Origin of the sequence: Methylobacterium oryzisoli (assembly GCF_046557895.1) — a bacterium.
Taxonomy (GTDB): Bacteria; Pseudomonadota; Alphaproteobacteria; order Rhizobiales; family Beijerinckiaceae; genus Methylobacterium; species Methylobacterium oryzisoli.
In genome coordinates this window covers 115461-129758 of record NZ_JBKIBX010000013.1, presented here as the reverse complement: position 1 = coordinate 129758, position 14298 = coordinate 115461, and the positions used below count along the sequence as shown (strand labels likewise).

The 14298-nt window shown below is 74.4% G+C and carries 10 protein-coding genes; 3 read left to right on the top strand and 7 right to left on the bottom strand.

Features of this window, described 5'->3' with window-relative positions:
- Nucleotides 1–28: 28 nt before the first annotated feature.
- Together pcaDC and ACKUB9_RS15015 are read right to left on the bottom strand one after the other, a co-directional pair.
- Nucleotides 29–1210: a bifunctional 3-oxoadipate enol-lactonase/4-carboxymuconolactone decarboxylase PcaDC gene (gene pcaDC / locus ACKUB9_RS15020; protein ID WP_407524354.1), complete on the bottom strand. Its 1182-nt coding sequence runs from the start codon at nucleotides 1208–1210 to the stop codon at nucleotides 29–31.
- On the bottom strand, nucleotides 1201–2586 hold the full coding sequence (locus tag ACKUB9_RS15015; protein ID WP_407524352.1) for a lyase family protein: 1386 nt from the start codon (nucleotides 2584–2586) through the stop codon (nucleotides 1201–1203). Before ACKUB9_RS15015 ends, pcaDC begins: the two co-directional genes overlap by 10 nt.
- Before the next feature lie 243 nt (nucleotides 2587–2829).
- On the opposite strand from ACKUB9_RS15015, the gene ACKUB9_RS15010 reads away from it, so the two are divergent.
- Nucleotides 2830–4863 (top strand): AI-2E family transporter, encoded by a 2034-nt coding sequence (locus ACKUB9_RS15010; RefSeq protein ID WP_407524350.1) that lies wholly within the window; start codon nucleotides 2830–2832, stop codon nucleotides 4861–4863.
- A gap of 15 nt (nucleotides 4864–4878) precedes the next feature.
- On the opposite strand, the gene ACKUB9_RS15005 is transcribed toward ACKUB9_RS15010, so the two are convergent.
- The 3 genes from ACKUB9_RS15005 to frr all read right to left on the bottom strand — a co-directional run bounded on the left by ACKUB9_RS15005 (nucleotide 4879) and on the right by frr (nucleotide 7159).
- On the bottom strand, nucleotides 4879–5727 hold the full coding sequence (locus ACKUB9_RS15005; protein ID WP_407524348.1) for a phosphatidate cytidylyltransferase: 849 nt from the start codon (nucleotides 5725–5727) through the stop codon (nucleotides 4879–4881).
- Nucleotides 5727–6524, bottom strand: coding sequence for an isoprenyl transferase (locus tag ACKUB9_RS15000; protein WP_407524346.1), 798 nt, complete (start codon nucleotides 6522–6524; stop codon nucleotides 5727–5729). Before ACKUB9_RS15000 ends, ACKUB9_RS15005 begins: the two co-directional genes overlap by 1 nt.
- A 71-nt stretch (nucleotides 6525–6595) precedes the next feature.
- Nucleotides 6596–7159, bottom strand: a complete 564-nt coding sequence (frr, locus tag ACKUB9_RS14995) for a ribosome recycling factor (protein WP_407524344.1) — start codon at nucleotides 7157–7159, stop codon at nucleotides 6596–6598.
- A gap of 261 nt (nucleotides 7160–7420) precedes the next feature.
- Between frr and ACKUB9_RS14990 the strand changes: the two genes are divergently transcribed.
- Nucleotides 7421–9184 carry a carbamoyltransferase family protein gene (locus ACKUB9_RS14990; protein ID WP_407524342.1) on the top strand — a complete coding sequence of 588 codons (1764 nt, stop codon included), beginning with the start codon at nucleotides 7421–7423 and terminating at the stop codon, nucleotides 9182–9184.
- Nucleotides 9185–9346: 162 nt separating this feature from the next.
- On the opposite strand, the gene ACKUB9_RS14985 is transcribed toward ACKUB9_RS14990, so the two are convergent.
- Nucleotides 9347–9706 (bottom strand): hypothetical protein, encoded by a 360-nt coding sequence (locus ACKUB9_RS14985; protein ID WP_407524340.1) that lies wholly within the window; start codon nucleotides 9704–9706, stop codon nucleotides 9347–9349.
- 249 nt (nucleotides 9707–9955) lie between these two features.
- On the opposite strand from ACKUB9_RS14985, the gene ACKUB9_RS14980 reads away from it, so the two are divergent.
- Nucleotides 9956–11113 carry a YncE family protein gene (locus ACKUB9_RS14980; protein ID WP_407524338.1) on the top strand — a complete coding sequence of 386 codons (1158 nt, stop codon included), beginning with the start codon at nucleotides 9956–9958 and terminating at the stop codon, nucleotides 11111–11113.
- A gap of 10 nt (nucleotides 11114–11123) precedes the next feature.
- Here ACKUB9_RS14980 and putA read toward each other — a convergent pair whose 3' ends face one another.
- Entirely contained in the window at nucleotides 11124–14213 is a 3090-nt protein-coding gene (putA, locus tag ACKUB9_RS14975) for a bifunctional proline dehydrogenase/L-glutamate gamma-semialdehyde dehydrogenase PutA (protein WP_407524336.1), read from the bottom strand.
- Nucleotides 14214–14298: the final 85 nt, after the last annotated feature.

Sequence of the window (14298 nt, the reverse complement as noted above, 5' to 3'; positions counted from 1 at the left end):
GCGGGTTCGCGTGGTTCCGGTCCCCGCCTCAGGACAGGTCGTCGCCGAGCACGTCGCGCACCCAGCGGAAGGCGCTGTTGGCAGCGGGCACGCCGGCATAGACGGCCGTCTGCAGCAGCAGCGCCTGCAATTCGGGCAGGGTGACGCCGTTCCGCAGGGCCGGGCGGACGTGGAGCTTGAACTCCTCCTCGCGCCCGAGCGCCACCATCAGGGCGAGCGTCACCAGGGAGCGGCTCTTCCAGGGCAGGCGCGGGTCGCCCCAGATCTCGCCCCAGGCGATGCGGGTGATGAAGTCCTGCCACGGCCCCGCGAAGGCGCCCGCTCCGGCGAGCGAGCGGTCGACATGGGCGGCGCCCAGCACGCTGCGGCGGTTGTCGAGCCCTGCCGCCGCCGGCACCGCGCCGGTCGCGCCCTCGGCCGGCGCGCGGTGGCGGTCGAGGAAGGCGAGGAGGTGGCTCGCGGTCGCCTCGGGCTGCTCCACCGCCAGCAGGTGGCGGGCGCGCGGCAGGACGACGAGTTCGGCGTGGCCGATGCCGGCGCAGATCTCCTCCGATTTCTCCGGCGGCGTCGCCGGGTCGTCGCGCCCGGCGATCACCAGGGTCGGCGCCGTGATGCGGTCGAGCCCGGGGCGCAGGTCCATGCGCCCGATGGCGTTGCAGCACACCGCGTAGCCCGCCCGGTCGGTCTCGACGAACCGGCGGCGCACCGGCTCCACCGCGTCGGGTGCGCTCGCCGGGAAGTCCGGGGTGAACCAGCGCTCCATCGTGGCGTCCACGATGGCGGCGGTGCCGTGCGCCCGCACGGTCTCGGCGCGCTCGTTCCACGACGCCTCGCTCGGCATGCAGGCGGCGGTCGCCATCAGGGTGAGGCTCTGCACGCGCGTCGGCGCCCGCATGGCCAGCGCCTGGCCGGTCATGCCGCCGAGCGAGAGGCCGACCACGTGGGCGCGGTCGATGCCGAGCGCGTCGAGGAGGCCGAGGAGGTCGTCGGCCAGATCCTCGACCGCGGTCGGCGCGTCGCGGGTCGGCGAGGCGCCGTGCCCGCGGGTGTCGTAGCGCAGCACCCGGTAGCGCCCGCGCAGGTGCGGGACGAGGGGATCCCACATCGCCATCGCGGTCCCGAGCGAGTTCGAGAAGGCGACGACGGGCGCGCCGCTCGGGCCGGAGAGTTCGACGTTCAGTTCGGTGCCGTTGGCCTGGATCAGGGGCATGGGGAGGCGTCCGGGTGGGAGGGTCGGGTGAGCAGGGCGGCGAGGCGCGCGGTCTCGGCCAGCGCCCGGTCGGTCGTTCGAGCTCCGGCCCGGATGGCGGGCGCGAGGTCGAAGGCCGGCTGAAGGTCGATGCCGGCCGCCTCGGGCCGGGCCGCCAGCACCGCGGCGAGGCTGCCGCGTCCCTCGCGCACGGCGCCGGCGGCGGCCTCCACCAGCGCGTGCGCGGCCTCGGCGCCGAGGCGCGGGGCGAGGCGGGCCGCCAGCGCGTCCGCGAACAGGAGGCCGCCGGTGAGGTCGAGGTTGGTGCGCATCCGCGCCGGGTCGGGCACCAGCCCCTCGGCGAGCGCCCGGGCCTCGCGCAGGGCGCCGGAAGCGAGGCCGAACAGGGCCGGCAGCGCGTGCCACTCGGCGTGCCACGCCCCGGCCGGGCGCTCGTGCGCCGCCGCCATGCCGTCGAGGAGCGGCACGACCTGTCCCTTGGCGGCGCTGAAGGCGGCGAGGATCACCGTGGAGGAGACGGGGTTGCGCTTGTGGGGCATGGCCGAGGAGCCGCCGCGGCCCGGCACGAAGGGCTCCGCCACCTCGCCGACCTCCGTGCTCGCGAGATGCGCGACGTCGGTGGCGAGCTTGGCGAGCGTCCCCATCAGCAGGGCAAGCCAGGACCCGGTCTCGGCGATGCGCGCGCGGCGGGTGTGCCAGGGCGCAGGCTCGTAGCCGAGGCCGAGCACCCGCGCGAAATCTTCGCCCACCGCGTCCGCGGCCTCGCCCAGGGAGGCGAGCGTCCCGACCGGGCCGCCGAGGGAAGCGGCGAGCGCCCGGCCGCGGATGCGCGGCAGGTCGGCCGCGACCTCGGCGATGCCGAGCGCCCAGATCGCGGCCTTGAACCCGAAGGTCACGGGGGCCGCGTGCTGCCCGTAGGTGCGCCCGACGCAGGGCGTCTCGCGGTGGCGCCGGGCGAGGTCCGACAGGCCGGCCAGGATGGCGCCCAGATCCTCCGCCACGAGCCCGAAGGCCTCGCGCAGCTGCAGCGCGAGCGCGGTGTCGGCGATGTCCTGCGTGGTCGTGCCCTTGTGGAAGGCCGGTTCGAGGTCGGCGGGAAGCGTCGCCTGCACGGCCTTGACGAAGGGGATCACCGGCACGCCGGACAGCGCCGTGCGCCGGCCCAGGGAAGTCGGGTCGAGGGCGGCGGGAGCGAGCGCGTCGAGGGCCGGCGCCAGCGCGTCCGGCACCAGCCCGGCCCGTCCCTGCGCGCGCGCCAGCGCCGCCTCCGCCCGCAGCATCGCGGCGATCCGGGCCTCGTCGGTGAAGACCGCCCGCATCGCGTCGGTGGCGAAGAGCGGGCCGAGGATCAGGGAATCGAGCGCCGAGAGGGTCATGGGTCCCGCCAGAGGGTTGCGCCCCGTCCACCCGGCTCATATCGGCAAACCGCCGCGCAGGCCAAGGCCGCGCGCCGCAACGCGACCGGGTGAAGCGCGGCCGGAGCCTCTATCTGCCGTTGCGGCATTCATTTTTTCGCGGTTCACGGGAGCGCCGCGCGGGATCCATTCGGGGCCCGCGCCGTTCCTGAGCATGCGTACGGCCCGGCTTGGCTGGCGGGCTCCTGAGTGAGAGGCGGGCGAATGGCGCGCGGCAGCGGTCTGCAGAAAACCCTCGTCCCGGCCGTGCCGACCCGGATCCCGGCGGCGGAAACGCCCGGCCAGGGTCTCGCCACCCCGCTGATCATCGGGGCGATCCTGGTGGCGGGGCTCTATCTCGGCCGCGAGATCCTGATCCCGATCGCCATCGCGGTGCTGCTGAGCTTCGTGCTCGGCCCGCTGGTGAACCTGCTGCGCAAGCTGCGGATCGGCCGGATGGCGGCGATCGTGCTCGCGGTCCTCACCTGCCTCGGCATCGTGGCATCGCTGGCCGGGATCATCGGCATGCAGGCGGCCGAACTCGGCACCGGGCTGCCGCGCTACCAGCGCACCATCGAGCGCAAGCTCGACACGCTCAAGTCGGGGGTGCTGGGCGACCTCGCGGGCTACGTCCGCAGCATCGGCCGCCACATCCAGCAGGCCGGCGCCATGCCGGAGGAGAAGGCGCCGCCCGCCGACGCCAAGCCGGCCGAGCCCCGGGTCCAGAACCCCGAGAAACCCGTGCTGGTCGAGGTGCGCTCGCCCGATCTCACGCCGCTCCAGCTCGCCGAGCGCGTGCTCGCGCCCGCGATCGGGCCGCTCGCCACCACCGGCATCGTGTTCGTGGTGCTGATCTTCATCCTGGCGCAGCGGGAGGACCTGCGCGACAGGCTGATCCGCCTCGTCGGGTCGAGCGACCTGCACCGAACCACGGTGGCGATGGACGACGCGGCGCGCCGGCTCAGCCGATTCTTCGTGATGCAGCTCGCCCTGAACGCGAGCTTCGGCCTCGCCATCGGCATCGGGCTGTGGCTGATCGGAGTTCCGGGGCCGATCATGTGGGGCATCTTCGCGGGGCTGATGCGCTTCGTGCCCTATATCGGCGCCTTCCTGGCGGGGCTCCTGCCCCTCGCGCTCGCCGCGGCCGTCGATCCGGGCTGGAACATGGTGCTGGCCACCGCCATCCTGTTTCTCGTGCTCGAACCGCTGGTCGGCCACGTCATCGAGCCCCTGCTCTACGGGCACTCGACGGGCCTGTCGCCCTTCGCGGTGCTGGTCTCGGCCCTCGTCTGGACGTGGCTGTGGGGGCCAGTGGGCCTGCTCCTGTCGACGCCGCTTACCGTCTGCCTCGTGGTGCTGGGCCGCCACGTCGAGAAGCTCGAATTCCTCGACGTGCTGTTCGGCGACCAGCCGGCGCTGACGCCGGTGGAGAACTTTTACCAGCGCCTGCTCGCCGACGATCCCGACGAGGCGCAGGAACTCGCCGAGACGATCCTCTCCACCTGCTCCCTGTCCTCCTATTACGACGAGGTCGTGCTCAAGGGGCTGCAGCTCGCAGCCTCCGACGCGCGCCGCGGCGTGCTGACGGAGGAGCGCCTGGAGCGCATCCGCACCGCCATCGACGAACTCGTCACCGACCTCGCCGACCGGGAGGACGAGACCCCGGCCGAGCAGCCGGGCCTCGCCGGGCGCCTCCTGGCGCGGCGCGACGCCGAGCTGCCCTGCGACGCGACGCCCGCGGTGCGGGACGCGCCCTCGCCCGAGGCGCTGCCCGCCGCGTGGCGCCAGAAGGGGGCGGTGCTCTGCGTCGCCGGGCGCGGCCCCCTCGACGAGGCGGCCTCCTCGATGCTCGCGCAACTCCTCGAGAAGCGCGGCATCGGCACCCGGGTGGTGCCGTTCGACGCCGTGTCGCGCTCGCAGATCCACAGCCTCGACGCGCAGGGCACCCGGATGGTCTGCGTCTCCTACCTGGAGATCAGCGGGTCGCCCGCCCACCTGCGCTACCTCGTGCAGCGGATCCGGCGCCGCCTGCCGGATGCTCAGATCCTCGTCGGGCTGTGGCCGGCCGACGACGCGCTGCTGGCCGATTCGGAGGCGCGCGCCTCGCTCGGGGCCGACGCCTACGTGTCCTCGCTCCGTCAGGGCGTCGAGGCGTGCCTGGAGGCGGCCGGACAGGAGGCCGCGCCGGTCCCGGCGGCCGAAGAGCCGCGGCGCCCGGAAAACACCCCGAACCCGGTGCCGGCGGGCGCTCCGGCCTGACGGCCGGGCCGTTCCTCAGGCCGCTGCCCGGACGACGAGCAGGAGCCCGGCCAGGGCCGCCACGGCGAAGAAGCCGTCGAGCCGGTCCATGACGCCGCCGTGGCCCGGGATCAGGCGGCCGGAATCCTTGGCCCCGTAGGCCCGCTTGAGGGCGCTCTCGGCGAGGTCGCCGCCCTGGCTCAGCACCGAGCCGAGCGCCGAGAGGCCGAGCGCCGCGGCAAGCGGCAGGTTTTCCTGCGCGCCAAGATGCGATGCACCCGCCGCGATGGCGCCGCCGACGATCGTCGCGCCGAGAAGGCCGCCGCAAAAACCCGACCACGTCTTCTTCGGGCTCACCGCGGGCCACAGCTTCGGGCCGCCGAGGGCGCGCCCGGTGAAGTAGGCGGCGATGTCGGTGGTCCACACGGTGCCGAACAGCCAGAGCGGACCGGCCAGGCCGATGCGGGGATCGTCGCGCAGCAGCACCGGCACGAGGGTGACCACGGCCGCGCAGGCGAGGCTCAGCGGCGCCCAGAGGCGGCCCGCTGCCGGCCGGGCCATGAGGGCGAGGATGAGCATCGCGAGCCCGGCGAAGCCCGCGAGCACCAGGGGCGCGGTGCCGAGGCGCGCACCCGCGACCAGCCCGGCGAGGGTGACGCCGGCGATGCCCAGCAGCAGGCGGTGCGGGGCCGTGCGGGTGATGGCGAGCCACTCGCCGACCACCGCGAGGCCGGCGAGCAGCCAGATCAGCGCGAAGAGCCAGCCCCCCGTGAGGGTCGCGGCGAGGACGAGGAGCCCGAGCACCACGCCGGAGACCGCCCGCACGCCGAGCTCGCTCGCCGGCCAGGGCCGCCGCGCCCCGGGGACGCTGCCGTCGGTCGCCATCAGCGGGCCTGCGCGCCGAGGCCGCCGAAGCGGCGGTCCCTGCCCTGGTACTCGCCGACCGCGGCCGCGAAGGCGGCGTGGTCGAAATCGGGCCAGAGGTCCGGGATGAACACGAATTCCGAGTAGGCGGTCTGCCACGTCAGGAAGTTCGACACCCTCTGCTCTCCCGAGGTCCGGATCACGAGGTCGGGATCGGGGATGTCCCGGGTGTCGAGGAGGGCCGCCACGGTGTCGAGCCCGATCGCGTCGGGGGCGAGGCGCCCCTCCTGCACCGCCCGGGCGAGCGCGCGGGCGGCCCGCACGATCTCCTGGCGACCGCCGTAGTTGAAGGCCACCACCAGGGTGAGTCGGGTGTTGTGGGCGGTGCGCTCCTCGGCCTCGCGCAGCAGCGCCGCGATGTCGCCGGGCAGACCCTCGCGCTCGCCGATGATCCGCACCCGCACGCCGTTGGCGTCGAGATCCGCGAGGTCGCGGCGCACGAAGAGCCTGAGCAGCCCCATCAGGTCGGCGACTTCGGTGGCGGGCCGGCGCCAGTTCTCCGACGAGAAGCTGTAGACCGTGAGGTAGGTGATGCCGAGGTCGAGGGCGGAGCGCACGGCCCGGCGCACCGCCTCCACGCCGCGGCGGTGCCCCTCCGCCCGGGGCAGGCCCCGGCGGGCAGCCCAGCGGCCGTTGCCGTCCATGATGATGGCGACGTGGGCCGGTATATGCGCCGGAAGCGAGGCCGGCGCGTGCGCGGGACCGGGCGCGCCTTCGGCCGCGCCCGCCAGGAATGCCGTCTTGCTGTCGCCCGCCATCCCGGTCCCGATCTCTCGCGCCGCCCCGGCCCGCGGTCCGCGCACCCGTTCGAACGATCCTGCGGGTCCGATCAGACCTGCATGATCTCCTTCTCCTTGGCGGCGAGCGTCTGGTCGACCTCCGCGATATGCTGGTCGGTGGCCTTCTGGACTTGGTCGGCCTGACGCTTCTCGTCGTCCTGACTGATCGCCCCGTCCTTTTCCAGCTTCTTGAGAAGGTCGAGCCCGTCGCGGCGCACGTGGCGGACGGCGACGCGCGCCTCCTCGGCGTATTTGTGGGCGACCTTGACCATCTCCTTGCGGCGCTGCTCGTTCATCTCGGGGATGCGCAGCCGGATGGTCTGTCCCTCGGTCATCGGGTTGAGGCCGAGGTCGGATTCGCGGATCGCCTTCTCGACGGCGCTGACCATGCCGCGGTCCCACACCGCGACGCTGAGCAGGCGCGGCTCCGGCACGCTGATCGTCGCCACCTGGCTCATCGGCATCGCGGCGCCGTAGGCCTCGACGTGGATCGGGTCGAGGAGGTTCGGGCTCGCCCGTCCGGTCCGGAGCGAGCCGAGATCGTGCCTGAGCGAGTTCACGGCGCCCTGCATGCGGCGCTTGAGATCGGCGAGATCGAAAGTGGGCGTAGCCATACCTGCTCTTCCCGAGACGGTCCGGATCGTGCGGAGGCAGGGGGCCGATCGCGGGGCCGATCGCGCCCGCCTCCCGTTCCGGCTTCAATGGACCAAAACCCGACCTGCCGCAAATGGCTCCGGGCCGCGCGGCGCGGCGGCGGCCTGACAGGCGCGGCCGGCGCTGCTAGACCGCCCCGCCACAGGCCGGGCGGTCCGCGACGGGCCGCGGCACCGACCGCGCGCCGGGTCCGGCGGCGCGACGCCGAGGATGGAGACCCGATGCGCTACTATCTCGGCCTCGCCACGACCTTCCACGACCCGGCCCTCGCGCTGGTCGGCCCGGACGGCGAGGTGCTCTTCGCCGAGGCCACCGAGCGCTACCTCCAGTACAAGCGCGCGCCGAACTGCGAGCCGGATTCGGCCCCCCGCATGGCCGGCCTGCTGGCGCGCCACCTGCCGGCGGGCGCCGAATTGGTGGTGGCGACGAGCTGGGGCCCCGAGTTCAGCGCCTTCCTGGCGCGCTCCGCGGCCGCGGGCGCCTTCGGCCTGGAGAATCTGGCGGGCCACCCGCCGGACCTGAACCGCTCGCTGGTGCCCGAGCGCAGCGAGCGCACCTTCATCGCCGAACTCGGCGTGGCGCAGGCGCGCGCGGGCTACGGCACGCTGCTCGGCCTCGACCGGGCGCATGGCGGACAGAGCCGCGTCGCGGCCCTGCGGCGCTACCCTCATCACCTCGCCCACGCTTCCTACGGGCTCTGGGGCAGCCCGTTCCGTGACGCCGCCTGCCTCGTCGTCGACGGCATGGGCGAGACCGGCGCCTCGGCGATCTACCGGATGCAGGCGGGCCGCATCGCCGAGGTGAAGCGCCACCGCGGCCGTGAATCGCTCGGCTTCTTCTTCGGCCTCGTCACCGATCTCGCGGGCTTCGATCAGGCGGCGGGCGAGGAGTGGAAGATCATGGGGCTCGCGCCCTACGGGCAGGCCGATCCCGCGCTGATGGCGCTGCTGCGCCGGCTCTACCGCGTCGAGGGCGGGCGGCTGCGCTTCGCCGAGGCCGCGACCGTGCAGGCGACGGTCGCCGAGATCCTGGCGAGGCGCCCGGCCGACGCGCGGGAGACGGGCTGGGCGGATCTCGCGCGCTGCGGTCAGGACGCCTTCTGCGAATTGATGGACGTGCTCGTGGGCGAGGCGGGCCGGCTCGCACCGGCCGAGAACCTCGTGCTGACGGGGGGCTGCGCGCTCAACTCGTCCTACAACGGCCGATTGCTGGCCCGCAGCGCCTACCGGCGGCTCCACGTGCCCTCGGCGCCCGCCGACGACGGCAACGCGCTCGGCGCCGCGTGGCTCGCCTACGCCGAGGACCATCCCGACTGGACCGGGCCGGCCGGGGAGGGGGCGTTCACGCCCTATCTCGGCTCCAGCGTCTCGACCGAGCCCCTGGCGCGCATGGCCGGGCAGGAGCCGCGCCTGCGGCGGCTCGGCCACGCGGGCGTCACGCAGGCCGCGGCCGCCATCCTGGCGGCGGGCGGCCTCGTCGGCTGGGTGCAGGGCCGGGCCGAGTTCGGGCCGCGGGCGCTCGGCAACCGCTCGATCCTGGCCGATCCGCGCCCGGCCGACGCCAAGGCGATCCTGAACGCCAAGGTGAAGTACCGCGAGGCGTTCCGGCCCTTCGCGCCCTCGATCCTGGCCGAGGCCGGGCCCGACTGGTTCGAGGATTACCAGGACAGCCCCTACATGGAGCGCACCCTGGTGTGGCGCCCGGAGGTGCGGGCGCGGGTGCCGGCGGTGGTGCACGAGGACGGCACCGGGCGCCTCCAGAGCGTGACGCCCGGGCGCAACCCGGCCTACGCGGCCCTGATCGCGGCCTTCGCGGAGCGCACCGGCGTGCCGATCCTGCTCAACACCAGCTTCAACGTCATGGGCAAGCCGATCCTCCACACCGCCGAGGACGCGATCCTGATGTTCTACACGACCGGTCTCGATGCCCTCGCGGTCGAGGATTGGCTGCTGGTGAAGGACCCGGCGATGCTGCCCGCGGCCTGATACAGTCTCCGCTTGATCAAAGCGAAGACTGTATCAGTAAGCCCGCGCGGCGATTGAGCGAAGCCCAAATCCGCCATCCCGAAGGGATCAAGCGGGATTTGGTATGACATGACAAAGGGCGCCCGAGGGCGCCCCTGTCCGGTCGTCCGTGCGAAGAAAATCCTACTCGCAGACCTCGACGCGGCGATAGGTGAAGGACTCGTCGTCCAGCCACACCTTGCGGCGCTCGAAGTGGCAGACCGGGCCGCGGCGGCGCACGATCACCGTCTCGGTGGGTTCTTCCACGTAGACCCGGCGCGGCGGCGGCGACACGTAGACCGGCGGCGGCGGGGCCGGCGGGGCGCCGTTGATGATGGCGCCGGCGGCGAGGCCGCCCAGCACGCCGGCCGCCGCGCCGCCGAGCAGGGCGGCGCCGGTGCCGTCGCGGGCGGTCGCCGCCTGCGGCACCGCCGCGGCCAGGGTGGCGGCGAGCGCCGCGCAGGCGCCGACGCGGGTGAGGCCAAAAGACATCAGAGCGCGCACGCAGGATCTCCCGAAGATGTCCGTGCAGGATGCCGGCGGTCCCTTAAGGAACCGCGAAGGGGGGAGGACCGCGCCTGAGGCGCGGGATGATGACGACGCGTCCGGGTTCGGTCGCGGCGGATGCCCTCAGGGGTGGGCTCGGTTTGCGGCAATTTCCGGGATGCGGGGGCGGAGCGCGGCAGTTGCGCAGGGGTGTGTGATCCCGGACACGCGGGTTAGGGTTGACGGATCGTCAATCGGGGGGCGGACATGCGGTGGATCGGATTGCGGTGCCTCGCCCTCCTGTGGCCCCTCGCGGCGGCGGCGGGGCCGCAGCACATCCTCGTCGGCCTCGACGGCAAGACCGTCTTCGCGCCGGAGGGCTCCCGCAACGGTCCGGACGGGGCGGACGCGGTGGCGATCCTCGACGTGTCCGACCCGGCCCGGCCGCGCGTCGCCCACGTCCTGGCGCTCTCGAATTCTGTCTACGGTCCGCCGAGCAACCTCGGCATCACGCCCGACGGCCGGCTCGGCCTCGTCGCCAGCGCCGTGACCATGCGCCGGGACGGCGAGAACTGGTGGGCCGAGCCCGACGACCGGCTCCACCTGATCGACCTCGCCGCGAGCCCGCCTCGGCACCTCGCGACCGTGCGGGTCGGGCGCCAGCCCTCGGGCCTCGCGATCAACCGCGCGGGCACGCTCGCGCTGGTAGCGAACCGGGCCGGGCGCAGCGTGTCGGTGCTGCGGATCGCCGATCCGGGCGTGCAGGTGGTGGGAGAGGTGGGCGTGGACGGCGAGGCCGCGGCGGTCGCCTTCGCGCCGGACGGGCGGAGGGCCTTCGTCGCCAAGCCCAAGGCCGGCACGGTCGGGGTGCTGGCGGTGGAAGGCGAGCGCGTGACCTACGACCCGGCCCTCGACGTGCCGGCCGACGCCGGCATCTACGCGGTCGCCGCGACGCCCGACGGCCGGCTCCTGCTCACCGCCAATACCGGGGCGGCGGCGAGCGACGGCCACGCCGACACCGCGAGCGTGATCCGCCTCGACGGCGACCGGCCGCGCGCCGTCGATCACCTCGGCATCGGCGACACGCCGGAGACGGTCGCGGTGACCCCGGACGGGCGGCACGCGGTCGTGGTGGTGGTCGGCGGCTCGGCCGCGCCGCACGCCGCCCCGAGCTTCACGCCGGGCGGCACCACGGTGCTGCTTGGCATCGCGCCCGACGGCCGCGTGAGCGTGCGCGACCGGGCGCCGAACGGCGCGGTCCCGGAGGGCGTCGCGTTCAGCCCGGACGGCAGCCACGTCTATGTCGGCAACTACGCCGACCGGACGCTCCAGACCTACCGGCTCGACGGCGACCGGCTGGTCGACACCGGGGCGCCTCTGGTCCTGCCCGGCCAGCCGGCCTCCCTCGGCGGGGTGGCGCGGTGAGCGGGCGCGCTCACCCCTCCAGCGCCAGCAGCGCCGCGTCGCCGCCAGCCGCCGCCGTGTTGACCGTCACGGTCTGCTCGGTGGCGAAGCGCGGCAGGTAGTGGGGTCCGCCGGCCTTCGGGCCGGTGCCGGACAGGCCGTTGCCGCCGAAGGGCTGCACGCCCACCACTGCGCCGATCATGTTGCGGTTGACGTAGACGTTGCCGGTGGAGAGGCGGTCCGTCACCCGCGCCACCGTGGTGTCGATGCGCGAATGGACGCCGAGCGTCAGGCCGTAGCCCGTGGCCTCGATCGCGTCGAGCACCCGGTCGAGGTCGGCGGCGGCGTAGCGGGCGACGTGCAGGATCGGGCCGAAGACCTCCTCGCGCAGGGCCTCCGGTCCGGCGATCTCGTAGATCTGGGGGGCGACGAAGCTGCCCTGCGCGGGCGCCTCGCCGACGAGGTGCGCGCGGGCCGTGCGGCCCATCGCGGCCGCGTGCGCGTCGAGGCGGGCCTTCGCCTCCCGGTCGATCACCGGCCCGATCTGCACCGCGGGGTCGCGCGGGTCGCCGAGGCGCAGCTCGCGCGCGGCGCCCGCGATCATCCGGATCATGCGGTCGGCCACGTCGTCCTGCACGAGGAGGAGACGCAGGGCCGAGCAGCGCTGGCCCGCCGAGCGGAAGGCGGAGGTCACGACGTCGTCGGCCACCTGCTCGGGCAGCGCGGTCGCGTCGACCAGCATGGCGTTGATGCCGCCGGTCTCGGCCACCAGCGGCACGATCGGCCCGTCCTTGGCGGCGAGCGCCCGGTTGATGGCGCGGGCCACCTCGGTCGAGCCCGTGAAGGCGACCCCGGCGATCCGCGGATGGGCCACGAGCCGCGCGCCGACCGCACCGTCGCCCGGCACGAACTGGAGCGCGGCCGGCGGGATGCCGGCCCGGTGCAGCTGGCGCACCGCCTCGGCGGCGATCAGCGGCGTCTGCTCGGCGGGCTTGGCCACCACCGCGTTGCCGGCCATCAGCGCGGCCGCGACCTGCCCGACGAAGATCGCGAGCGGAAAATTCCAGGGCGAGATCGCCACGAACACGCCGCGCCCGCGAAGCCCGAGGCGGTTGCTCTCGCCGCTCGGCCCCGGCAGGGCGAGATCAGCCCCGAACAGCCGGCGCCCCTCCGCCGCGTAGTAGCGGCAGAAATCGACCGCCTCGCGCAGCTCGGCCTGCGCGTCGTCCAGCGTCTTGCCGCCCTCGACCTGCAGGAGGTGGATCAGGCGCCCGCGGGCGGCCTCCATGGCGTCTGCCGCCCGGTCCAGGGCCGCGGCCCGCTGCGCGGCGGGCGTGCGGCTCCAGGCGCGGAAGCCTTGGACGGCCGCCGCGACGGCGCGATCCGCGGTCTCGGGCGACGCTTCCGCAACGGTGCCGACAGTGAGCCCGGCATCGATCGGGCTCGCGAGGGTGCGCGCCGCGCCCGCCTGCGGGGTCCCGTCGATCAGGGGCGCGGCCTCGGCCCGGCCCGCCGCCCCGCTCACCTCGGCCAGCAGGCGCTCCAGCGCGGTGCCCTCGCCGAACTCGATCCCGGCCGAGTTCACGCGCTCGGGCGAAAAGAGGTCGCGCGGGCGGCGCAGCGTCGGGTGGCGCGCCCGGTCCGGCGTGCCCACGGCCTCGGCCGGGCGCCGCAGCAGGGTCTCGACCGGCACGGCGGGGTCGGCCGCCTGCGAGACGAAGGAGGAGTTGGCGCCGTTTTCCAGCAGGCGCCGCACGAGGTAGGCGAGGAGATCGCGGTGGCCGCCGACCGGCGCGTAGGTGCGGCAGGCGGTGCCCGGCACCGCGGCGAGCAGCCGCTCGTAGAGCGCGTCCCCCATCCCGTGCAGGCGCTGGAACTCGTAGGAACCCTCGTCCGGACCCGCCCGCTCGACGATGCTCGCCACCGTGAGCGCGTTGTGGGTGGCGAATTGCGGGAAGAGCAGGGGACGGTGCGCCAGCAGCCGCTCGGCCGCCGCCACGTAGCTCAGGTCGGTCATGCTCTTGCGGGTGAAGACCGGGAAATCGGCGAGCCCCCGCTCCTGGGCGCGCTTCACCTCCGTGTCCCAGTAGGCGCCCTTGACGAGGCGCACCATCAGGCGGCGGTCGAGGCGCCGGGCGAGCTCCGCCACGTGATCGATCACGGCGAGACAGCGCTTCTGGTAGGCCTGTACCGCGAGGCCGAACCCGTCCCAGCCGGCGAGCGAGGGATCGGCCAGCACCGCCGCGATCACGTCCAGCGAGAGTTCGAGCCGGTCGGCCTCCTCGGCATCGATGGTGAAGTTCAGGTCGTGGCGGCGCGCGTCCTGCGCCAGCCCGAGGAGCACGGGCACGAGTTCGGCCATCACCCGCCCGGCGCTCATCGCCTCGTAGCGGGGATACAGCGCCGAGAGCTTCACCGAGATGCCGGGCCGGTCCGGCAGGGCGGCGTTGCCGGCCGCCCGGCCGATCGCCTCGATCGCCCCCGCATAGGCCTGCGCGTAGGCGCGGGCATCCTCGGCGGTGCGGGCGCCCTCGCCGAGCATGTCGAACGAGTAGCGGAAGAGCCGGCCCTGGCCGCTGCCCGCCCGCCGGAGCGCCGCCGCGATCGTCTCGCCGAGCACGAAGTGGTTGCCCATCACCCGCATGGCCTGGCGCGCCGCCTGCCGCACCGCCGGCTGGCCGAGGCGCCGGGCGAGGCTGTGCAGCACGCCCTCCGGCGTCTCGCCCGGATCGACGATGCGGGCCGACAGCCCGAGCGCCCAGGCGGAGGCGTGGACCAAGAGGGCGTCCGAGCGCGTGGCGTGCTGCTCGAACCCGCCGCCGCGCAGCTTGTCCTCGATCAGCCGGTCGGCGGTGGCCGCGTCCGGCACCCGCAGCAGGGCCTCGGCCAGGACCATCAGGGCGAGCCCCTCCTTGGTCGAGAGCGAATATTCCCGCAGCAGCGCCTCGACGCCGCCGATGCGGCCGTTCTCCGCCCGGATCGCCGTGACGAGATCGCGGGCGAGGGCATCCACCCGGGCCTCCCGCTCCGGGCCAAGGGCGGCACCGGACAGGAAGCGGCGGGCGAGGTCGGCATCGTCGGGGGCGTAGGGGGCGGAGAAGCGGGGGAGCGGGGCGGGCATCGGGATCGACTCTGGGGTTCGGTTCGATCCACAGCCTATCCGGAGTGACGCCGCCGTTCGATGGCAATATTGATGGCACAGCCGC

Bases quoted from the DNA above. Each gene is read 5' to 3' on its own strand.
- pcaDC (WP_407524354.1), bottom strand. From the start codon at position 1,210: ATGCCCCTGATCCAGGCCAACGGCACCGAACTGAACGTCGAACTCTCC.
- ACKUB9_RS15015 (WP_407524352.1), bottom strand. From the start codon at position 2,586: ATGACCCTCTCGGCGCTCGATTCCCTGATCCTCGGCCCGCTCTTCGCC.
- ACKUB9_RS15010 (WP_407524350.1), top strand. From the start codon at position 2,830: ATGGCGCGCGGCAGCGGTCTGCAGAAAACCCTCGTCCCGGCCGTGCCG.
- ACKUB9_RS15005 (WP_407524348.1), bottom strand. From the start codon at position 5,727: ATGGCGACCGACGGCAGCGTCCCCGGGGCGCGGCGGCCCTGGCCGGCG.
- ACKUB9_RS15000 (WP_407524346.1), bottom strand. From the start codon at position 6,524: ATGGCGGGCGACAGCAAGACGGCATTCCTGGCGGGCGCGGCCGAAGGC.
- frr (WP_407524344.1), bottom strand. From the start codon at position 7,159: ATGGCTACGCCCACTTTCGATCTCGCCGATCTCAAGCGCCGCATGCAG.
- ACKUB9_RS14990 (WP_407524342.1), top strand. From the start codon at position 7,421: ATGCGCTACTATCTCGGCCTCGCCACGACCTTCCACGACCCGGCCCTC.
- ACKUB9_RS14980 (WP_407524338.1), top strand. From the start codon at position 9,956: ATGCGGTGGATCGGATTGCGGTGCCTCGCCCTCCTGTGGCCCCTCGCG.
- putA (WP_407524336.1), bottom strand. From the start codon at position 14,213: ATGCCCGCCCCGCTCCCCCGCTTCTCCGCCCCCTACGCCCCCGACGAT.